This window comes from Curvibacter delicatus NBRC 14919 (genome assembly GCF_001592265.1).
Lineage (GTDB): Bacteria > Pseudomonadota > Gammaproteobacteria > Burkholderiales > Burkholderiaceae_C > Hylemonella > Hylemonella delicata.
Window position 1 is genome coordinate 1 of record NZ_BCWP01000013.1, and the last position, 20,833, is coordinate 20,833.

Sequence of the window (20,833 nt, forward strand, 5' to 3'; positions counted from 1 at the left end):
TAAATACTTTATCTAAAGTAAATTAATAATAGCTTTTATTTTCTATTGGGCGCATAAAAAATGTGCACATGCATAAAACTCTTAAAGTAAAGGTGTGGCGCGGCAAAGAGGTCGGGGGGTTCACAACTTACGACGTACCACGTAACGAAAGCCAGACTGTGCTGGATGTCGTTACCTTTATCCAGCGCAATCTTGAGCCGTCATTAAGCTATCGGTTTGCTTGCCGCGTGGGCATGTGTGGCTCTTGTGCCATGACCGTCAACGGTCAGGCGCGCTGGACATGCCGCACGCACATCTCCAAGGTGGCGCGAAACGGCGAATTGGAAATTGCACCGCTATCGAATTTGCCGGTGATCAAGGATCTCGCAACCGATATGCGTGAGTTCTTTGATAAATGGGCACGCGCCAAGGGTCAGTTCAAGGGCGCACTGACCCGCCATGATTCTTTTGCCAAGGTCGAGCCGGCTTCGAACGAACGGAAGGCGGCCGACGCTGGTATTGAGTGCATAGGCTGCGGCATCTGCTATGCATCCTGCGATGTGGTGAGCTGGCGGCCTGACTACCTTGGCCCGGCTGCGCTCAACCGCGCGTGGACGCTGGCCAACGACGTGCGAGATGTGCAGCAAGGCGAACGGCTCCGTGCGGTGGCCGGGGACGCGGGCTGTCATTCATGTCACACGCAGGGCTCATGCACGGAGCGCTGCCCTAAGCAGCTCGCGCCCACGCTGTCCATAGCCGGCCTAAAACGCAGGGTGGCCAAGGCGGCCGTGCGGGGTGAGCTGTGAGCGCCGTCCGTGCGGCTGGGGTCACGCAAGCCAAGCGCTGGTATTGGCAGCGGATCAGCGCAATGGTGCTGGCGTTGTGCGTGTTGGTGCATCTGTCGGTCATGGTCTATGCCGTACGCGGCGGGCTTAGTGCTGCCGAAATCCTGGGCCGCACACAGGGCAACTGGGGATTTGCCGCGTTTTACGCTGTGTTTGTCGTTGCCTGCGTGGTGCACGTGCCGGTGGGCCTGGCCAACATCGCCTGCGAATGGTGGGGAATGAGAGAGCCCGCTGCACTGTGGCTCTCGCGGGCGTTCGGGCTGCTGTTGCTCGTGACGGGCCTGCGCGCCGTGTACGCGGTGGTGGCAGTATGAAGCGCCGCAACGATCAACGCGCCCGCTCTCACCCGGCCTACTGGGCCTTTTTGATGCATCGTCTCTCTGGCCTCGGCCTTGCGGCTTTCCTGCCGCTGCATTTCTGGGCGCTGGGTCAGGCGTTGCATGGCGCTGCGGCCCTCGACGGTTTTCTGCGGTTTGCCGACCAGGGCTTCTTCAAGTTCGCCGAATGGGGCCTGGTGGTACTGCTGGCGCTGCACATGATGGGTGGCGTGCGCTTGCTGCTGATCGAATTCGGGAGCACATCGGGACTGCGCAAGGACTGGATCGCTGGCGCGGTGGGGTTCGCCGCTGCCGCCGGAATGGCCTTCGCCCTTTCCCTTTTTTCCTGACATCGCGCAGGCTACGCAATGCCTGTTTTTCACAGCAAGGAGACAACGATATGACCCTTACCCGACGTTCAGCCTTCGGCCGCGTTTTTGTGGCCACCGCCATCATGCTCGCCTCGTGGGGGGCCATACCCGCCACGGCGCAGGATCGCTGGCCCACCAAGCCGGTGCGCATTGTCGTTCCCTTTGCAGCCGGCGGCTCCACCGACGCGATCGCACGCATGGTAGGCCAGAAGCTTGCGGTGCTTTGGGGCCAGCCCGTCGTGATCGAAAACCGTGCAGGGGCGGGAGGTAACTTGGGCGCTGACGCAGTGGCCAAATCCAAGGCCGATGGCTACACGCTCCTGATGGCTTCAGGCAGCATCACGATCAATCCGTACATCTACAAGAGTATGCCCTTCGATACCAAGAAGGATCTGGTGCCGATCACGAATGTCGCCAGCGGACCAATGTTGCTGGTCGTGCCCGAGCGCTCGGCGGTCAAAAGCGTGAAGGAGTTGATTGCGCTGGCCAAGACCACGCCGGGTGCTGTGACTTTTGGCTCCGCCGGCGTGGGTAGCCAGGTGCACCTGGCGGCTGAAAACTTCGCCAATGCAGCTCGCATCGAAATCAACCATGTGCCCTACAGGGGAGAGGCGGTCGCCTACAACGATCTGATTGCTGGCCAGATTCACATGATGGTGGGTAACTTTGCAGCCGCCTCCGCATTGCTTGGCAGTGGCCGGCTGCGCGCGTTGGCCGTTACCGGCAAGGAGCGCTCGCAACAGCTGCCAGACGTTCCCACCGTTTCCGAAAGCGGGGTGCCGGGTTTCGAGAACTCCGGCTGGTTTGGTTTTTTTGCTCCCGCCGGAACGCCTCAGGACATTCTCTCCAAAATACAGAGCGACACAGCCAAGGTGCTGGCTGAGTCCGACACAAAGGCGCGCCTGTACGTTCAAGGCATGACCCCGGTGGGCAACACCTCGGCCGAATTTGCGAAGGCGATGGATGCAGAGTCCAAGCTTTGGGCTGCCGTGGTGAAAAACCGAAATATCACCACCAACTGACGCGAGGAGAACCCAATGAAGATTGACTTGAAAGCGGTGGAAGAGGCCGCCATGACGCTGTATATCCGCGCGCTGAAAGTGCTGCCACCGGATATTAAGGCGGGACTGGATCGTCTGACCACCACTGAAACGGCAGTTACGGCGAAAAGCGTTCTGGCGACCATGGTGACGAATATTCAGGTGGCGGAAGATACGACTAACCTCTTATGCCAGGACACCGGTATTCCCATTTACAACCTGCTGATCGGTTCGAATGTGCAAATTGACGGCTACGCGCTCAAGCAGGCGATACGCCGCGGTTGCGAGCGAGCAACCCGCGAGCATCCCTTGCGTTCTTCGGTCGTGCATCCGCTTACGCGCAAGAACAATCACACATCTTGCGGCATCGAGGTGCCGGTGATTCATATTGACTTTAGCGGGACACCCGACATGCTGGAGATCGAAATGATTCCCAAGGGGAGCGGTTCGGAAAACAATTCGTTTCTGAAGATGGCCATTCCGGCAGAAGGCATAGACGCGATCAAGACCTTTGTGATCGATTGCGTGCTTGCGGCCGGCGGCAAGACCTGTCCGCCGACCATCGTCGGCGTCGGCCTTGGCGGTACGTCTGATTTGAGTGTGGCTCTGGCCAAGCGTGCGGCAACCCGCGAATTGGGCAGCCGTTGCAGCGATCCGGAAGGCGCCAGGCTGGAAGAGGCGTTATCTGCTGCGGTGAACCAGCTGGGCGTGGGCCCTCAGGGTCTGGGTGGAGACTCGACGGCATTTGCGGTGCAGATCGAACTCGCCGCGACGCACATCACGATGAATCCGATCGCAGTCAATATGCAGTGTCATTCGGCGCGGCGCGCCCGCGCAACGTTTACCCCAGCGGGCGTGAGTTACGGCTTTTAAGGAATTTGGCATGGCGCATTACGAACTCCCGACGCCGGTCACTGAGGCGCAAATCCGGCAGCTGCGCATCAACGACACGGTCACTTTGCAGACAACGCTATTCGGCATCCGCGATGCGACTCAGATCCACATGTTCGACCACGGCCGCAAGACACGGTTCGATCTGAACGGTCATGCCGTGATACATACCGCGCCGAATGTGCAGCAGGTGGAGAAGTCCGCCGAGTATCCCGCAGGCTATAAGCCGATATGCATAGGCACAACGACCTCTGACCGAATGGAGCGCTTTACCCGACAGCTCATGACCGACTATGGCGTGCGCATGATCATTGGCAAGGGGGGCATGCGCGACGGTTCGCTGTCCGCATTCAGAGACCTGGGTGGTATCTATCTGGCGATAGTCGGCGGAACCGCCGCGCTGGAGACGACCTGGGTAGAGCAGATTGAAGATGTGGATATGGACGACTTGAACCCGGAGTCGCTGTGGAAATTCCGGATCCGGAATTTCGGTCCGCTGCTGGTGGCCATGGACAGTCATGGCGGCAGCCTGTATGACGTGCTCAGGGAAAGCATGGCCGGGAAAAGGGCCAAAGCGCTGGCCAGTCTTGGAGTGAAAGCATGAACGTTAAACGACTACAGACCGACATTCTGATTCTCGGTTCCGGAGGCGCCGGCCTGTTCGCAGCCTTGCATGCGCACCAGACGGCATCCGATTTGTCGATCACCGTCGCCGTCAAGGGCTTGCTCGGAAAATGCGGCTGTACCCGCATGGTGCAGGGGGGTTATAACGTTGCGCTGGCCGAGGGTGATTCGGTCGAACGCCATTTTATGGACACGATTGAGGGCAGCAAATGGCTGTCTGACCAGGATCTGGCCTGGACCCTGGTGACCAAGGCGGTCGAGCGGGTGCATGAGCTTGAAAACGAACTCGGTTGCTTCTTCGATCGCAATCCCGATGGCACTGTGCACCAAAAAGCCTTCGCTGGCCAAACTTTCGACCGCACCGTGCACAAGGGTGATCTAACCGGTATCGAGATCATCAGCCGGCTTTCCGAGCAGGTATGGTCGCGCGGCATAGCGCGGCTCGAAGAGCATCGCGCGATCGAGCTGATCAAGACGGCAGATGGCAGCGCGCTCGCGGGCGTGCTGATGCTCGATATGCAGGACGGTGGCTTCGTTTTCGTGCAGGCCAAGGCCGTGCTGCTCGCCACCGGCGGCGGCCCGACCATGTACAAGTACCACACCCCCTCCGGCGACAAGTCCTGCGACGGCCTGGCGATGGCGCTCCGGGCCGGTTTGCCGGTGCGTGACATGGAGATGGTGCAGTTCCATCCCACCGGCCTGCTCGCCGGCACCGGCACCCGCATGACTGGCACAGTGCTCGAAGAGGGCTTGCGCGGTGCTGGCGGCTATCTGCTCAATGGTGACGGCCAGCGATTCATGGATCGCTACGATCCGCGGCTTGAGCGCGCTACGCGAGATATTGTTTCACGCTCCATTTTTTCCGAGATGCGCGCCGGCCGCACGTCGCCGAACGGCGGCGTGTACATCCAGATGTCGCACCTGGGGCAGGAGAACGTGCGCAAGCAGTTCAAGGGCATGGTCGAGCGTTGCGGCGACTGCGGTTTTGACCTGGCGGGCGGCCTGGTGGAAGTGGTGCCGACGGCCCACTACATGATGGGCGGCGTCGTGTTCAAGGCCGACTGCACCACGGCGCTGACCGGATTGTTCGCCGCTGGCGAGGACACCGGCGGTGTGCACGGCGCGAACCGGCTCGGCGGCAACGGCGTGGCCAATTCCACGGTGTTCGGCGGCATTGCCGGCGATAGCATGGCGGTGTGGGTGCAGGAGCACGGGAGCCTGCGCGAGCCGGATGAGGCTGCCATTGAACAAAGCGTTGCCTGGCACCTCGCTCCGTTTGCGAATGCGCCCGGCAACCTCGAAGCGATCCGTGAGGCGCTGTTCGATTGCATGTGGCAGGACGTCGGCATCCTGCGCACCTCAGAAGGTCTGCAGCGCGCGCTCGTCACTCTGGCCGAGCTCGATGCGCGGCTTTCGCGTACCGGCGTGGCTGATGGCGACCGCGCGTTCAACCTGAGTTGGCACGACTGGCTCAACCTGAAGAGCCTGATCGCCGTGAGCCGCGTGATCGCAACCTCCGCGCTGGCCCGCGAAGACTCGCGTGGTGCGCATTTCCGGGAAGACCATCCGCACACCGGTGACCTGGCAGGCTCCAGCTACATTGTCGTAACGCAGGCAGGCCAAACGCTTTCGATGCGCCGTGAGCCAGTCCACTTCACCCGCGTCGGCCCCGGCCAGACGATCCTGGGGGAAGAGCCGGAAATTGTCTCTTGATTAGAGCGGCACTTATGGCTTTTGCTTGTGGGGCGAGGAGCAGTTCTCACTCTGCGGTGGCCGAAGTGTTGAGCACTCGGTTGCCTTCGGGCTACCGGGCGGGCACTGCAATGGTGGCGGCGCCTGCCGCGTGCGCGCGCCAAAGCAGAGCGGACAGCGCGTGATCGACCTGCCCTGGATCACGCTGCTGAGCGCGGCGCTGATCGTGACGGTCGCGTACACCGTGTACGGCCTGACCGGATTTGGCGCGGCCATCATCGCGATTCCGCTACTGGCGCACTTCTTTCCGCTGCGCTTTGCAGTGCCGATGATGCTGATTTTTGATCTTTTTGCCGGCTTTTTGCTCGGCCTGAAGAATCGTAAGCACCTGGATAAGCAAGAGCTGCTGCGTTTGCTGCCGTTTCTGTTGCTCGGTATGGCGGCCGGCGTGACGCTGCTTGTGCAGGCCAGCGAACGGTGGCTGTTGCTGGTGCTTGGCACTTTCGTGCTGAGCTATGCCAGTTGGAGCCTGCAAAGGAAGGTGGCGCCTGCACCCGTTTCGCCGGGATGGGCCATGCCTGCCGGCGTGATCGGCGGCGCCTTCACCGCGCTGTATGGCACCGGCGGACCGATCTACATGATCTACCTAGCACGGCGCCTGTCCGACAAAACCGTGATGCGCGCGACCATTGGCGTGTTGATCTTCGGTACCGCCTTGATCCGGCTCGTGCTCTTCACCGGCAGCGGATTCTACTTGCAACGCGGCCTGCTGCCTCTCGCATTTGCGTTGCTGCCCTGTGCACTTTTAGGCTATCTGGCGGGTAGTCATCTGCATGCACACATGCCCCCACAGCGCGCGGTGCAGGCCGTGTGGCTGCTGCTGATTGTCGGCAGTACAAGCCTGCTTTGGCGCGGCCTGACTATGTCCTGAGGGCTGGCTTTAAGGCGAAGAAGGCGTCGCGCACCGTGGAAAACTGGTGAATGCCGCCCTAAATCAGCCTGGTGTGCTTGAGTGCGCCGGCCCGGTTGACTGGCGCACCACCAGCGCCACGTCGATTTCCGTGCTGCGCGGAAACGCCTCGCCGCGAATCGCGGCCACGAGACGGTCGGCGGCGGTCGTCCACATGGCTTCGGTTGGAACCCGCACCGTGGTCAGGGCGGGTCGCAGATGGCGCGCCATCTCCAGGTCGTCAAACCCTACGATGGAGAGATCGGATGGAACCTGCAAGCCCAGGCTGGCCGCTTCCAGCATGGCACCAAAGGCCAGCACGTCGTTGCCACAGATCACCGCCGTGGGAGCTGGCTTTTGCGCCATCAGTTGGCGCAGTCCTTCTCGCGCATCGGCCAGGGCATAGGGGCGCTCCACCAGGCGCTTGCTTGGCAAGTCCAGTCCTGCCGCCTGCAGTGTCCGGCGCACGCCTTCGACGCGCTGCGTGGCACGGTCATTGTTTCGCGTCACACCGGCCAGCATGGCGATGTGGCGATGCCCCAAGTCAATCAGGTATTGAGTCGCCTGGGCCATGGCCGCGCTATTGTCGAAGCCGACGCTGATGTGTTCGCCGTCCGGTTCGTACACCATCACATGCACGCAAGGCAGGTCGCGCTGGCGCATAAAGCGCAGCAACTCGGCATGCTGGCTGAAGCCGCACAGCGCCAGCGCATCGGCGCCACGCGTTACCAGGTTGATGGCCTGGCGCATTTCATTCTCTATGTCGTAGCCGCTGGTGGCGATTAAAAGCTGCATGTCCGAGAGCGCCAGGCGGCGCTGCAGCGCATCGATGGCCTTGGCAAAGATGGCGTTGTCCACGGTGGGGAATACCGCGCCCACCGTGCCGGAGCGCCGGAGCATCAGGGCGCGCGCGCCAGCATGCGGCACGTAGCCTAGCCGCGAAACCGCCGTCGTAACTTTCTTGCGCAAGGCTTCGCTCACCGACTCTGGTCGGTTCAAAACACGCGACACCGTGGCGGTCGAAACGCCGGCCATGCGGGCGACATCGTCAATTGTGGGATGGCTATTGTCGGTGGTGGTCATGCAGGATTAAATGTACGCGCTTGCAGGATCAAATCCGGGCAAACAGTCCTCGGGTTAACGCTTATAAGTCAGTGCTTTTAGCAGATTGACAGCATCTGCGATAAAAGGAAATAATGAAAGCGCTTACAAATACATTGCAGGAGACTTCCTTGACAACTGCGCATACGGTTCCACTTACGGCTCGCTGGCTAGACCGCGCCGGTTCACGTTTTCCTGCGATGGGCCGGGCGGCACTGCGCGTGGCCGTGGTGCTGGGTGCCCTGCTTGTGGTGTGGTGGGGCCTGACTGACGCCACGGGTCTGATTTCCAGTATGCGTTTTCCCACGCCAGCCGAGACCTTCGCCGCCTGGCGGCAGATCTTGGTTGAAGGCTATAGTAACGCGCGCTGGCACGAGCATGTGCTGCGTAGCATACGGTTGGTGACGATCGGTTTTGTGGTCGCCTCCACACTGGGTGTGGCCTTGGGGCTGGCTATGGGCGCCAGTCGCACGGTAGAGGCGCTGGCCAATCCCGCCTTTCTTTTCCTGCGCCCCATACCGCCGCTGGCCTGGATTCCACTGGCCATTGTGTGGCTCGGTTTGGGTGATGCGGCAAAAGTGATGGTGATTTTCGTGGCCGCCTTTGTGCCTTCGGTCATTAACACCTTCAGCGGTGTTCGCCAGATCGACCGTCCTCTGTTCGAGGCCAGTGCAATGCTAAACATCACCGGCTGGCGATACTGCAAAGAGGTTCTGATTCCGGGCGCGCTACCCAGCATCTTCACCGGCCTGCGCCTGTCGCTGCAAGCGTCGTGGACCACGCTGGTCGCGGCTGAACTGGTGGGGGCCATCGCGGGCCTGGGGCAAATTCTGAACCAGGGATCCCAAGACATCTACCCACCCATGATCCTCGTCGGAATGATCAGCGTGGCCCTATGCGGCTGGCTGATGACACTGGTTTTGGGCTGGCTTGAGAGGCGCGTCATGCCCTGGAGGAGTCAATAATGTTGCAGCCACGTTTGCCTGCGGGCCGCTTCTGGGCGCTAACTGTGGTGGGCGCTGTCGGTTTCGTCTTCTTGTGGTCCGCCATGGCGGCGTCAGGATGGATGCCACGCACTTTTCTGCCGGCTCCATGGGAGATCCTAGAGCGGCTGGTCCAGTTGACCCGTGAGCCCTTTGCCGGCCACACGCTGCAAATTCACCTGGTTTCCAGCCTGCAGCGTTTCGCCATGGGCTTCATTCTGGCTGTGTGCGTTGGTATCCCGCTGGGTTTGCTAATGGCCTGGTTTCGCTGGATTGACAAGATTGTCGGACCCTTGTTTGAAGCGGTACGTTTTGTTGCCCCGATTGCCTGGGTGCCGTTTGCCGCGCTGTGGTTCGGCACTGGCATCGGGGGGCCGGTGCTGATCATTTTCATGGGTGCGCTGCCGCCTGTGCTCATCAACACTTACCGCGGCGCCAAATACGTGGACCGCAAGTATATCGAGGCATCGAGCATGTTGGGAGCGGGGCCATGGCGCGGCATCACGCAGGTCATGCTGCCGGCGGCGGTGCCGTCCATTGTGTCGGGCCTGCGCATCTCGGCCGGTCTGGCCTGGCAATCACTGGTAGGCGCTGAGTTGATCGTGGCGTCCAGCGGCGTAGGCTATTTGATGGTCAAGGGGCAGGCGGGCCTTTCCACCGCCACGGTGATGAGCGGAATGATCGCCATTGGCATCGTCGGCCTTGTCATTGACGTGCTGCTGCGGCGCGTACAGCAATTCATTGAAACCCGCCGCGGACTGTAAAGCGGCCTCTAAACAACGTTCCGTCAAGGAGACCTATGGCCATCATCCAATTCAACAACGTGGAGCGTACGTTCCGTCAGGGCAACCAAGACTTTGTTGCTCTCAAAGGGGTAAACCTGGAGGTGGGCGACCGCGAGTTCGTCGCCGTCGTGGGGCCGTCGGGCTGCGGCAAGACCACTTGCATGCGTATGGCTGCGGGCCTCGAGCATCCGAGTGGCGGCAACGTAATGGTGGACCGCGAAGTGGTCACCCGACCCGGACCGGACCGGGCGGTGGTTTTTCAGCAGTTCGCGCTATTCCCCTGGAAAACCGTCTGGGACAACATCGAGTTTGGGCTGCACTCTTTGAGTATCGCCTCGGTGGAACGGAAAAAGCGCATCGAGCATTACATCGAACTCATGGGCCTTAAGGGCTACGAAAAAGCTTACCCGCACCAGCTGTCGGGCGGCATGCAGCAGCGGGTGGCGATTGCCCGCGCCTATGTGCTGGACCCCAAGGTCTTGCTGATGGACGAACCTTTCGGCGCGCTCGACGCGCAAACCCGCGTGGTGATGCAGGAAGAACTGGTGCGCCTGGCACGGCGCCATCCCCGCACCGTGTTGTTCATTACCCATGCGGTGGAGGAGGCTGTGTACCTGGCTGATCGCGTGGTGGTGATGTCGCGCCGGCCCGGCACCATCCGGGAAATCATCGACATCAAATCCGTCCGCGAAGCCGAGGGCTGGGACGCCCTGCCGAGCATCGAGGATGTGATGGACCAGCCGTCCTTTGTTCACCTTCGCACCCAGATCTGGAAACTGCTGCGCGAGCATCAGGGTAAAGACGTCCACTGACGTTTCCGTTTTTTTGTCCACCAAACCGTTCTGAGGAGACTTTCATGAAAAACCCATTGCGCAAAACCCTGCTGGCCGCCTTCATCGCCATCACCACTGTGGGCGCACAGGCACAGGCCCCGCTGGTCGAAATCAAGGTCAGCTACCAGCCGGCGCTGTACTGGGCCTTGCCCTTCTTCGTCGCCACCGAGAAGAACTGGTGGGCCGAAGTGGGGCTCAAGCCCGTGTTCAGCATCTTTCCCGCCGGTGTGCCGCAGATGGCCGCTGCTGCGGCCAAGTCATGGGACGTGGGCGGCACCGGTTCGGTGCCTGCCGTGCTCGGCCATGTGCGCTTTGGGGTCAAGACCATTGGCCTGACCAATGACGAATCCGACGCCAACGCGTTGATGGTCAGCAAGACGGTGGCCGACCAGATCGCCAAGAACCCGGCTTCAATGAAAGGCCAGACAATCTTGCTCACCAGCAATTCCACCGGAGACTATGCGGTGCAGTCGTGTCTGAAGAAATATGGCCTGACCAAGCAGGACGTCACTATCAAGAACATGGGCCAGGCCGAAATCATCTCGGCCCTGGCCTCTGGCGGGGCCAACCTGGCCGGGCTGTGGGCGCCCAACACCTACGCGGTGGAAGAAAAAGCCGGCGCCACCCAACTGTGCTCGGGCAAGGACGGCGGTGCCATCGTACCGGGCGCCCTGATTGCACGCGGCGAATACGCCGAACAGAACCCCGAGAGTGTAGCCAAATTCCTCGCGGTCTATCTGCGTGCCTGGTCGTGGATGAATGCCAACCGACCCGAAGCCGTGGCGATGATGCGTAAGTTTTATGAGCAAGGCGGTGTAAACATCACCGACGTCTCTCTGCAGAAGGAATTTGCCAAGCGCCCAACCTTCAGTCTGGAGCAGCAGATCGCTCGCATGGACCGCAGCCGCGGCAATTCCGACATGGATACTTGGTTCGGTCAGATTTCCACCTTTATGCGCGGCACCGGCGCCATTAACACAATTCCGCTGAGCAGCGAGTACATCACCGACGCCTACATGAAGCGCGTCAACGCTGACCCAAAACTGCGCGAATTCGCCAACCGCGCCAAATAAACCGCCGGAAGTGCATAAACGCCCAGCGTTGACGTGCTTCCGCTTTTTTTAAGCCCTATTTGTAAGCGCTTACATATTCGCTTGGTTTTCGCACAAGTGGCTGTTGTTTACCGTAATTAAAGGAGATTGAAATGACCGTGACCTACCTGAAAAAAGCCGACAAGACGCCGGACACCGAAACTGCCAGCGCGCAGCAGGTGGTGACCACCATGCTGGCTGAGATTGACGCCAAAGGCGAGGACGCCGTCCGCGCCTACGCCAAACAGCTCGACAAGTGGGAGGGCGACATCGTGGTGCCGCGCGCGGAGATAGAGCGACGCAGCGCCGAGGTGCCTGCCCAGGTGCGGCGTGACATCGACTTTGCGATCAAGCAAGTGAGTGATTTCGCGCTCGCGCAGCGCGACTCGATGCGTGAGTTCTCCGTGGGCTTGCACCCCGGCGTTACTGCCGGGCAGCGCGTGCTGCCCGTCAATGTGGCCGGTTGCTACGCACCCGCCGGCCGCTACGCGCACATCGCCTCGGCCTACATGGGCGTGGCCACCGCCAAGGCCGCCGGTGTGAAGACCATCATCGCCTGTTCTGGACCGTTCCGCGGCGGGCCGATGCACCCGTATGTGCTCTATGCGTTCGACCGGGCCGGCGCCGACGTCATCATGACGCTGGGCGGCGTGCAGGCGATTGCCGCCATGGCCTACGGCCTTTTCTCGGGCAAGCCCGCGGATGTCATCGTCGGCCCCGGCAACAAGTTCGTCGCCGAAGCCAAGCGTACGCTGTTCGGCAAGGTGGGCATCGACGTGTTTGCCGGCCCGTCAGAAGTGGCGGTGATTGCCGACGACAGCGCCGATGCGGCGATTGTCGCCAGCGATTTGGTAGGCCAGGCCGAACACGGCCATGAATCGCCGGCGTGGCTTTTTAGTACCTCCAGGACGCTGGCCGAGAAGGTGATGGAGCTGGTGCCGGTATTCATCGACAAGCTGCCGCCGACAGCGCGCGATGCTGCCGCCAGCGCCTGGCGCGACTACGGCGAAGTGATCGTTTGCGACACCCGCGAGGAGGTGGTGGAAGTCTCGGACCGCTACGCCAGCGAACACCTGGAAGTGCACACCCGCGATCTCGATTGGTGGCTGGCCAACCTCACCTCCTACGGCTCGTTGTTCCTGGGTGAAGAGACCACGGTGGCCTTTGGTGACAAGGCCAGTGGTCCCAACCATGTGCTGCCGACGAAGGGGGCAGCGCGCTACTCGGGCGGTCTTTCGGTGCACAAGTTCATGAAGACCCTGACGTGGCAGCGAATGACACGCGAAGGCGCGCGCGACATTGGGGAAGTCACCGCTCGCATCTCGCGCCTGGAAGGCATGGAAGCCCATGCACGTACTGCCGACGACCGGCTGGGCAAATACTTTCCTGGCGAAACGTTTGAGTTGGGCGAGTCGGTGTCCGTATGAAGATTGAGAAGTTGTTTGACCTATCGGGCCGCCGTGCGGTGGTGACGGGCGGCAATTCCGGCATCGGTGAGGCCATGGCACGCGCGCTGGGTCTGGCGGGCGCGCAGGTGCTGCTGGTGGCGCGCCGACAACGCGAGCTGGATGCCGCCGCCGCGCGCCTGCGAGCCGAGGGTATCGCGGTCAGCACGCTGGCTGCGAATCTTGCCGACGCGGCAGCTGCGCGGCAGGCCGCGATCTCGGCCGAGGCGTCGTTTGGTGCGGTGGATATCCTTGTCAACGCGGCCGGCATCAATATGCGTCAGCGATTTACCGAGGTCACGCCCGAGAGTTGGGCCACGCAGATCGCGCTGCACCTTGCTGCGCCTTTTTTCATGACGCAGGTGCTTGCGCCCGGCATGAAAGAGCGCCATTGGGGCCGCATAGTCAACATTGCCTCGCTGCAAAGTTATCGCGCATTTGCCAACAGCGCGCCCTACGGTGCTGGCAAAGGCGGTGTGGTGCAACTAACGCGCGCCATCGCGCAGGAATGGTCGCCATACGGTATCACCTGCAACGCCATTGGCCCGGGATTTTTCCCGACGGCGCTCACGGCCGCTGTGTTCGACAACGCCGAGTTGGCGCAGCGCAATGCCGCGCAAACCTGCATTGGCCGCAACGGCGAACTGACTGACCTGTACGGCGCCACCGTGTTCCTGGCGAGTGACGCCAGCGCATATATCACTGGGCAAACGCTGATGGTGGATGGCGGCTTCACTGCGCGTTAAAACTTACAAAGGATGGATTGATGAAAGCCCTCGTTTACACCCAACCGAAAGAACTCCAATTGCAGGAGCGCCCGCAACCTGAGCTGGCCGACGGCGAAGTGGTGCTGAAAATCGACGCCGTCGGCATCTGTGGCTCCGATATGCATGCTTGGAATGGGCACGACCCACGCCGCAAGCCAGGGTTGGTGCTGGGCCATGAATTCGTGGGTACGGTGACCGAGTCGGCCGTGCCCGGTTTTACGCCGGGCACGCGCTTTACCGGCAACCCGCTCATTACTTGCGGCGTGTGCGACTACTGCGTGCAGGGCCGTAACAACCTCTGCTCCGACCGCACCATGGTGGGCATGACACGCCCCGGGGCTTATGCGGAGTACATGAGCATTCCGGCCGCTTCGCTGATCGCCATGCCGCAGGACATGTCCGATGTGGCGGCCGCCCTCACCGAGCCGGCGGCCACCGCCTGGCATGCCATCAACTTGTCCATGCGTGTCCTGCCGCGGCCCGTGCACGAGTGCTGCGTGTTGGTGATCGGCGGCGGCGCCATCGGCATGCTGGCAGGATTGCTGCTCAAGCACCTCGGTGTTGTCCGGCTCACCATCAGCGAGCCCAATCCTTTACGTCGCGAGACCTTGCAGACCTATGTCGGCTGCGAAACCCTGGATCCACGCCAGCAGGCGCCCGCCGAAAACCAGTACGACTACGTGCTCGATGCCGTGGGCGCCAAGGTGACGCGCCAGCAAGCCTTGGCCGCCATCAAGCCCGGCGGCGTGATCATGCATGTGGGCCTGCAAGACTGGGCCAGCGAAATCGACATGCGCAAACTCACGCTCGCAGAAATCACGCTCTTGGGAACTTACACCTACACCACGGCCGATCTGCGTGCCACCGTGGCGGCTCTGCATGCGGGCGTGTTTGGCGACCTTGCCTGGGTCGAACAGCGGCCGCTGGCGGAGGGGCAGCGTACCTTCGAAGACCTCGACAAGGGGCGTACCGCAGCGGCCAAGATCGTTTTACGGCCCTGATTCGCTGCAGCAAGGTTTCACCAGCCTTCAGGGCTGCCAGGTCTCTGTTTGTGTGAAGTGGGCCGCCGGTCCGCACGGCGCCGCGCGCCACCTGGCGAAAAGGCGTTCTTTTTTCTATTTTCAAGAGAGGAAACACTAATATCGCCAATAAGTCATATAGATGATATAGTTGACTTTGTGATTCGAAAGATCGACACGTCCCCAAATTTTTTTGAAGGAGCAAGCATGATTCACTGCGTATTGCACGACCCCAACGACAGCGTCGCGGTCGTGGTCACTGAAGGCGTCAAAGCCGGCCAGACCCTCACCGCGCTCATCCTCGATGAGGACCGCACCATTCAGATTCCCTGCGCGTCCGACATTCCGTTGGGTCACAAGGTCGCCATGAAAGACCTTGCTGTAGGCGACACGGTCATCAAGTACGGGACCGACATTGGCAAGGTGGTTGCTGCCATCAAGACCGGTGAACACGCCCACGTACAGAACATCAAGACCAAGCGCTGGTAAGCCCTCGTAGATAACGTTTCAAGGACTATCGTCATGTCATTTCTAACCAAAGACTCATCCTTTTGGGGATTCCGCCGCGAAAACGGCCGTGTGGGCGTGCGCAATCACGTCTTGATTCTTCCGCTGGACGATTTGTCCAACGCGGCTTCTGAGGCCGTGGCTTATGCCGTCAAGGGCACGATGGCCATCCCCCATCCTTACGGCCGCCTGCAATTTGGCGCCGACCTGGACCTGCACTTCGCAACCCTGATCGGTGCTGGTTGCAATCCCAACGTGGCGGCTGTCGTTGTCATCGGCATTGAAGACAGCTGGACCAAGAAAGTCGTAGACGGGATCGCTGCGACCGGAAAACCAGTAATCGGCTTCGGCATCGAAGGTCACGGCGATCACGAGACCATCATGAAGGCGTCCAAGGCTGCAAAGGAATACGTGCAGTGGGCCACCGAAAAGCATCGCGTGGAATGCCCGATTTCCGAGCTGTGGGTGTCCACCAAGTGCGGTGAGTCCGACACTACCTCCGGCTGCGGCGCTAATCCCACCGTGGGCGATGCATTCGACAAGCTGCACGCGCTGGGTACCACGCTGGTGTTTGGTGAAACGTCCGAGTTGACGGGCGGCGAGCAGATCGTGGCCAAGCGCTGCGCCAATGGCAAGGTGCGCGAGGATTTCATGAAGATGTTCAACCGCTACCAGGACATGATCCAGCGCAACAAGACGACCGACCTGTCCGAGTCGCAGCCCACCAAGGGCAACATTGCGGGCGGGCTGACCACCATCGAAGAAAAAGCCCTGGGCAACATCCAGAAGATTGGCCGGAAGTGCACCGTCGACGGTGTGCTCGACAAGGCAGAGCGCCCCAGCCACCCCGGCCTGTGGTTCATGGACTCGTCCTCCGCCGCCGCCGAAATGGTCACGCTGTGCGCGGCCTCGGGCTTCGTGGTCCACCTCTTTCCCACCGGCCAGGGCAACGTGATCGGCAACGCCATCGTGCCGGTCATCAAGATCTGCGCCAATCCGCGCACTGTGCGCACCATGAGCGAGCACGTCGATGTTGATTGTTCAGGCTTGCTGCAACGCGAGCGCACCATGGACCAGACCGGCGATCAGCTGCTGGAAGTGATGATGCGAACCATCAATGGTCGTTTCACCGCCGCTGAAGCGCTGGGCCACCGTGAATTCGTGATGACCCGTTTGTTCGAGAGCGCGTAAACCCCGCGAACGCGCGGCGACTAGCCGCGCGTCAATTGAATGGCACGCGGCTCCCCGCGTGCTGGATCCAATCAATGTTTTGTCGCCCACTGTTTTTCTGGAGAGTCGCATGAATACTCGCCGCAACGCGCTTCACGTCATGGCGGCCGCCCTGGCGGCCGTTCCGCTGGGCGCCCTGGCCCAAGCTGACTACCCGAACAAGCCGGTTCGCTACATTGTGCCGTTCGCCGCAGGCGGACTCACCGATGTGATGGCACGCCTTGTCGGGCAGAAGCTCACTGAGCCGCTCAAGCAACCCGTGGTGATCGATAACAAGCCGGGCGCCAACGCCAACCTGGGCGCCGACATGGCGGCCAAGTCGGCAGCCGACGGCTACACCTGGCTGGCCATCACGCTGACCCATGCGGTGAACCAGTCGTTGTTTCCTGGGTTGCCCTACAGCCTGGAAAAAAGCCTGACGCCGGTTGCTCATCTGGCGACAAGTCCCTTGGTGCTGGTGGTCAACGCGAGTAATCCGGCCAGGAATCTGCAGGAATTTCTGGCGCAGGCCAAGGCCAAATCACTCAATGGCGGTTCGTCGGGCAACGGCACGCCGCCGCACCTGGGGCTTGAACTTCTGGCGCTGAACGCCAAGATCGATGTGCAGCATGTTCCCTACAAGGGCGGCGCCCCGTCGCTCAACGACCTGCTGGGTAGTCAGCTTGATTTCATTGTCTCCAACCTGCCTGAATCGCTTCCCTACATCAAGGGCGGCAAGCTGCGTGCGTTGGCCGTTACGTCGGTAAAGCGACACGCCCTGCTGCCAGACGTACCAACCTTTTCTGAAGCCGGGTTGGCAGGTATGGAAATCGAGAACTGGACGGGCCTGGTGATGCCGGCCGGCACGCCCAAGTCCATCGTCGACAGGGTCGCAGCCGAGGCGATCAAGGCCGTCAAACTTTCCGATGTGAGTGAGCGCGTGGCCGGCATGGGCTTTACGCCCACCGGCATGGGGCCGAACGAATTCGGTGCCGTCATTCAGAAAGACGTGGCGCGTTGGCGCGAAATCGTCAAGGAACGCAACATTAAGGCGAACTAACGGTTCGGCCAAGAAGCCGTGCGCTTCAGGCAAGAGTGCTTTCGTACCCTTTGATCAATAGGTCGGCTTCAGCGATTAAAGCTGAAGCAACCAACATCTGTGTTTCATAGCCGGTTCACCGGTTATTTCTTTAGCCCATCATGAAGAAAATCGTCATCACCGAGTTCATGGACTTGCCTGCGGTCGAATCGCTCAAGCCCCAATTCAACGTCGTCTATGACCCCACGTTGGTCGATGACGCGGCCCGCCTCGTCGCCCTGGTGCAGGACTGCGACGCACTGGTGGTGCGCAACCGGACCCAGGTGCGCGGCGAGCTGCTGGCGGCGTGTAGGAAAGCCACCGTCATCGGCCGACTGGGCGTAGGGCTGGACAACATCGACGTGCCGGCTTGCGAAGCCCGCGGCATGAAGGTGATCCCTGCGACAGGTGCCAATGCGCTGGCTGTGGCCGAATATGTGATTGGCACCACCATGGTCTTGCTGCGCGGCGTGTACCAGGCCAGCGCAGAGGTTACCGCCGGCGCCTGGCCGCGCGCGGCACTCTCCAGTGGCCGTGAAATATCAGGTAAGACGCTGGGCCTGATCGGCTTTGGCGGTATTGGCCGGCTCACCGCCCGCCTGGCGCAAGGCCTGGGCATGCAGGTGATTGCGCATGACCCGATGCTGAAGAGAGATGACGCGGTGTGGGCGCAGACCGGTGTAAAGAGCGCTACGTTGGAGGAACTGCTGGCCCAGGCTGACGCCGTCAGCCTGCATGTGCCACTGACACCGGAAACCAAGAACCTACTCTCAAGCGAACGCATCGCCAAGATGAAGAAGGGCGCCATCGTTATCAACACAGCGCGCGGCGGTATTACTGATGAGGCCGCTGTCTCCGCCGCCATCAAGACTGGCGCGCTGGGCGGCGCGGCCTTCGATGTGTTCGAGCCTGAGCCGCTGAAAGCTGGCAACCCCTGGGTCGGCTGCCCCAACGTCATCCTCACGCCGCACGTGGCCGGCGTCACCGCCGAAGCCAACGAGCGGGTCTCCACCCTGATCGCCGCCGAAGTGGCGAAAGCTCTAGGGGTCTGACCATGGCACTTCACACCCTTGACCAACTGCAAACCCTGACCCAACGCGCGCTGGAGAAAGCCGGTGCCTCCGCCGTCCAAGCCGCGCCCACCGCCCGCGCGCTGGTGGCGGCCGAGGCGCAGGGTCTGGCCTCACATGGCCTCTCGCGCGTTCCCATGTACGCCGGTCATATCCAAGCAGGCCGCGTAATAGGCAATGCGCAGCCGCGCATCCAGGCCGAGCGCGCTGGCGCGGTGCTGGTGGATGCAGGTAATGGGTTTGCCTTCCCGGCCTGCGAACTGGCGGTAAAGGAAGCGATTGCCCGCGCCAAAAACTGCGGCATTGCCATTGGTGCCGTCTGTAACAGCCACCATTTCGGCGCCGCGGCCTACCACCTGGAGGCGGTCGCCGCCGCTGGGCTGGTGGGACTGGCCTTTGGCAACTCACCTGCCGCCATGCCGGCTGCGGGCGGCAAGCGCGCTATCTTCGGCACCAACCCCATTGCCGCGGTGTTTCCGCGCCAGGGCGCCAAGCCGGTCACCATCGACCTGTCGTTGTCAGAAGTGGCGCGCGGCAAGCTGATGGTGGCGGCCAAAAAGGGCGAGCCCATCCCGCTGGGCTGGGCGCTGGACGCCCAGGGAAATCCCACCACCGACCCGGCCAAAGGCCTGGAAGGCTCCATGCTGCCGGCGGGCGGCACCAAGGGGGCGATGCTGGCCTTGATTGTGGAACTGCTGGTCACTGCGCTTACCGGCTCGCAATTCGGCGCTGAGGCCGATTCCTTTTTTGTGAAGGAAGGCAACCAGCCCAAGCTGGGCCAGGTTTTTATAGCGATCGATCCGGGTGCTCTGGCCGGTTCTGCCACCTACGTCGAGCGGGTTGAGGCGCTAATTTGTGCCATGCTGGTGGACGACGGTGTGCGCGTTCCGGGCTATCGCCGCTTTGACCTGGCCGATCAGGCCACCAGCCAGGGAATCGAGGTGACCGAAGCGACACTCGCGCCCGTGCGCGCCATCGCAGGGTGATCCCGCACGCCCGCGCCGCGAAATCCGTGCCAGGCGCTCACGCTTTTTTCACCGCCAATCTGCCGAGCTTGATGGTCTGCACAGTGATCGCGCTGGCAGCCACGTTTCTTTCCTTGATGCATGCACGGACCGCAAGCACAGGGCAAATGACATGAGTGCAACCCCCGATGCCAAAAAAAACGTCGTGCCCATGGCTCAACTTGGTTCGCCTCTGCAGCAACTGCTGCTCTTTCTCCCTGGTGCCGCCCTGTCCTGCGTGATCGCCATGGCCGCCACCTTTGTATCCACCCTGCATGGTGGTCCGCAATTGCTGTACGCCTTGTTTTTTGGGGTGGCGTTTCACTACCTGAGTCAGGATCCGAAAGCCAAACCGGGTATTGAGTTCTGCTCGCGTACCGTGTTGCGCCTCGGTGTTGGTTTGTTGGGTGCGCGCATCACCGCGTCCCAGATTGCCGGATTGGGCTGGTCGACCGCCGCCATTGTGATTGCCGCCGTGGTGACTACCATGCTGTGCGGCAGCCTGCTAGGGCGGCGCCTGGGCCTGACGCGGGCGCAGGGCGTGTTGTCGGGCGGTGCGGTCGCCATTTGCGGTGCTTCCGCCGCGCTGGCGATTTCATCGGTGCTGCCGCGCAACAAGGAAAGTGAGCGCTTCACCCTCATGGTGGTGGTGACGGTGACCGTGCTGTCCACCCTGGCCATGGTGGCATACCCTCTGATCGCTAAAGTGTTGCACCTGCCGCCGGAGTTGGCGGGGCTGTTCATCGGCGGTACCATTCATGACGTGGCCCAGGTTGTCGGCGCGGGTTACATGTTGAACCATGAAACGGGTGACTATGCCACCATCGTCAAGCTGTTCCGGGTGTCCATGCTGGCCGTGGTCGTGGTGATGGTGTCCAGCATGTTCAAGAAAGAGCGTGAGCAGTCCGAGGATGGCACGGCCGTGGCCAAGCAGGCGTTGGTCCCCTGGTTTTTGTGGGTATTTGTGGCCCTGGTGGCGCTCAACTCCATGGGCGGTGTGCCGGTGGTCGTTCAGCAGGGCCTGAGTGATGTGTCACGCATTTGCCTGGTTGTCGCCATTGCGGCTCTGGGCATCAAGACTTCGTTTCGGCAATTGGCCCGTGCAGGCTGGAAACCGTTCACCCTGCTGCTGGTTGAAACCCTGTGGATGGCCGCGTTTGTGCTGGCTGCGATTTATCTGAGACCTTGAGCGGACTCTCGGCGTCCGCCCGACCCCAGTGCCTTTCCCGTTCC

Annotated in this window: 22 protein-coding genes; 21 read left to right on the plus strand and 1 reads right to left on the minus strand. The window is 61.4% G+C overall.

Annotated elements, in window-relative coordinates; translation table 11 throughout:
• The first annotated feature begins 68 nt into the window (after window positions 1-68).
• From CDE01S_RS07895 to CDE01S_RS07930, 8 genes are all read left to right on the plus strand, one after another.
• Window positions 69-785 (plus strand): succinate dehydrogenase/fumarate reductase iron-sulfur subunit, encoded by a 717-nt coding sequence (locus CDE01S_RS07895; RefSeq protein ID WP_066705669.1) that lies wholly within the window; start codon window positions 69-71, stop codon window positions 783-785.
• Entirely contained in the window at window positions 782-1,138 is a 357-nt protein-coding gene (locus tag CDE01S_RS07900; RefSeq protein ID WP_439648672.1) for a succinate dehydrogenase, read from the plus strand. Before CDE01S_RS07895 ends, CDE01S_RS07900 begins: the two co-directional genes overlap by 4 nt.
• Window positions 1,135-1,491, plus strand: a complete 357-nt coding sequence (sdhC, locus tag CDE01S_RS07905; RefSeq protein WP_066705672.1) for a succinate dehydrogenase, cytochrome b556 subunit — start codon at window positions 1,135-1,137, stop codon at window positions 1,489-1,491. The genes CDE01S_RS07900 and sdhC overlap by 4 nt, the downstream gene beginning before the upstream one ends.
• A 50-nt stretch (window positions 1,492-1,541) precedes the next feature.
• Window positions 1,542-2,534 carry a Bug family tripartite tricarboxylate transporter substrate binding protein gene (locus CDE01S_RS07910; protein ID WP_066705674.1) on the plus strand — a complete coding sequence of 331 codons (993 nt, stop codon included), beginning with the start codon at window positions 1,542-1,544 and terminating at the stop codon, window positions 2,532-2,534.
• Window positions 2,535-2,549: 15 nt separating this feature from the next.
• Window positions 2,550-3,425, plus strand: a complete 876-nt coding sequence (locus CDE01S_RS07915) for a fumarate hydratase (protein ID WP_066705676.1) — start codon at window positions 2,550-2,552, stop codon at window positions 3,423-3,425.
• 10 nt (window positions 3,426-3,435) lie between these two features.
• Entirely contained in the window at window positions 3,436-4,047 is a 612-nt protein-coding gene (locus CDE01S_RS07920) for a fumarate hydratase C-terminal domain-containing protein (RefSeq protein ID WP_066705678.1), read from the plus strand.
• Complete coding sequence (locus tag CDE01S_RS07925; protein ID WP_066705680.1) at window positions 4,044-5,780, plus strand: L-aspartate oxidase; 1,737 nt, start codon at window positions 4,044-4,046, stop codon at window positions 5,778-5,780. The genes CDE01S_RS07920 and CDE01S_RS07925 overlap by 4 nt, the downstream gene beginning before the upstream one ends.
• Before the next feature lie 160 nt (window positions 5,781-5,940).
• A complete protein-coding gene (locus CDE01S_RS07930) occupies window positions 5,941-6,690 on the plus strand; it encodes a sulfite exporter TauE/SafE family protein (protein ID WP_245636134.1) in 750 nt (249 codons plus the stop codon).
• 63 nt (window positions 6,691-6,753) lie between these two features.
• Here CDE01S_RS07930 and CDE01S_RS07935 read toward each other — a convergent pair whose 3' ends face one another.
• The gene (locus CDE01S_RS07935; protein WP_066705684.1) at window positions 6,754-7,791 is read right to left on the minus strand and encodes a LacI family DNA-binding transcriptional regulator; all 1,038 of its coding nucleotides are present in this window, start codon (window positions 7,789-7,791) and stop codon (window positions 6,754-6,756) included.
• A 149-nt stretch (window positions 7,792-7,940) separates the two neighbouring features.
• Between CDE01S_RS07935 and CDE01S_RS07940 the strand changes: the two genes are divergently transcribed.
• From CDE01S_RS07940 to CDE01S_RS08000, 13 genes are all read left to right on the plus strand, one after another.
• Window positions 7,941-8,774: an ABC transporter permease gene (locus CDE01S_RS07940; protein WP_245636135.1), complete on the plus strand. Its 834-nt coding sequence runs from the start codon at window positions 7,941-7,943 to the stop codon at window positions 8,772-8,774.
• Between the two features lie 14 nt (window positions 8,775-8,788).
• On the plus strand, window positions 8,789-9,556 hold the full coding sequence (locus CDE01S_RS07945; protein WP_369406358.1) for an ABC transporter permease: 768 nt from the start codon (window positions 8,789-8,791) through the stop codon (window positions 9,554-9,556).
• A gap of 35 nt (window positions 9,557-9,591) precedes the next feature.
• The gene (locus CDE01S_RS07950; RefSeq protein ID WP_066705691.1) at window positions 9,592-10,389 is read left to right on the plus strand and encodes an ABC transporter ATP-binding protein; all 798 of its coding nucleotides are present in this window, start codon (window positions 9,592-9,594) and stop codon (window positions 10,387-10,389) included.
• 44 nt (window positions 10,390-10,433) lie between these two features.
• Entirely contained in the window at window positions 10,434-11,483 is a 1,050-nt protein-coding gene (locus CDE01S_RS07955) for an ABC transporter substrate-binding protein (protein WP_066705693.1), read from the plus strand.
• 131 nt (window positions 11,484-11,614) lie between these two features.
• Window positions 11,615-12,928, plus strand: a complete 1,314-nt coding sequence (hpsN, locus tag CDE01S_RS07960) for a sulfopropanediol 3-dehydrogenase (RefSeq protein WP_066705695.1) — start codon at window positions 11,615-11,617, stop codon at window positions 12,926-12,928.
• The gene (locus tag CDE01S_RS07965) at window positions 12,925-13,692 is read left to right on the plus strand and encodes an SDR family NAD(P)-dependent oxidoreductase (protein WP_066705697.1); all 768 of its coding nucleotides are present in this window, start codon (window positions 12,925-12,927) and stop codon (window positions 13,690-13,692) included. Before hpsN ends, CDE01S_RS07965 begins: the two co-directional genes overlap by 4 nt.
• Before the next feature lie 20 nt (window positions 13,693-13,712).
• A complete protein-coding gene (locus CDE01S_RS07970) occupies window positions 13,713-14,714 on the plus strand; it encodes a galactitol-1-phosphate 5-dehydrogenase (protein WP_084382803.1) in 1,002 nt (333 codons plus the stop codon).
• 225 nt (window positions 14,715-14,939) lie between these two features.
• Entirely contained in the window at window positions 14,940-15,221 is a 282-nt protein-coding gene (locus CDE01S_RS07975; protein WP_066705702.1) for a UxaA family hydrolase, read from the plus strand.
• Window positions 15,222-15,254: 33 nt separating this feature from the next.
• The gene (locus CDE01S_RS07980) at window positions 15,255-16,430 is read left to right on the plus strand and encodes a UxaA family hydrolase (protein WP_066705704.1); all 1,176 of its coding nucleotides are present in this window, start codon (window positions 15,255-15,257) and stop codon (window positions 16,428-16,430) included.
• A gap of 109 nt (window positions 16,431-16,539) precedes the next feature.
• A complete protein-coding gene (locus tag CDE01S_RS07985) occupies window positions 16,540-17,508 on the plus strand; it encodes a Bug family tripartite tricarboxylate transporter substrate binding protein (RefSeq protein ID WP_066705705.1) in 969 nt (322 codons plus the stop codon).
• A gap of 140 nt (window positions 17,509-17,648) precedes the next feature.
• A complete protein-coding gene (locus CDE01S_RS07990) occupies window positions 17,649-18,578 on the plus strand; it encodes a hydroxyacid dehydrogenase (protein ID WP_066705707.1) in 930 nt (309 codons plus the stop codon).
• Between the two features lie 2 nt (window positions 18,579-18,580).
• Window positions 18,581-19,582 carry an Ldh family oxidoreductase gene (locus tag CDE01S_RS07995; protein ID WP_066705709.1) on the plus strand — a complete coding sequence of 334 codons (1,002 nt, stop codon included), beginning with the start codon at window positions 18,581-18,583 and terminating at the stop codon, window positions 19,580-19,582.
• 190 nt (window positions 19,583-19,772) lie between these two features.
• Window positions 19,773-20,789 carry a YeiH family protein gene (locus CDE01S_RS08000; protein ID WP_066705823.1) on the plus strand — a complete coding sequence of 339 codons (1,017 nt, stop codon included), beginning with the start codon at window positions 19,773-19,775 and terminating at the stop codon, window positions 20,787-20,789.
• Window positions 20,790-20,833 lie beyond the last annotated feature (44 nt).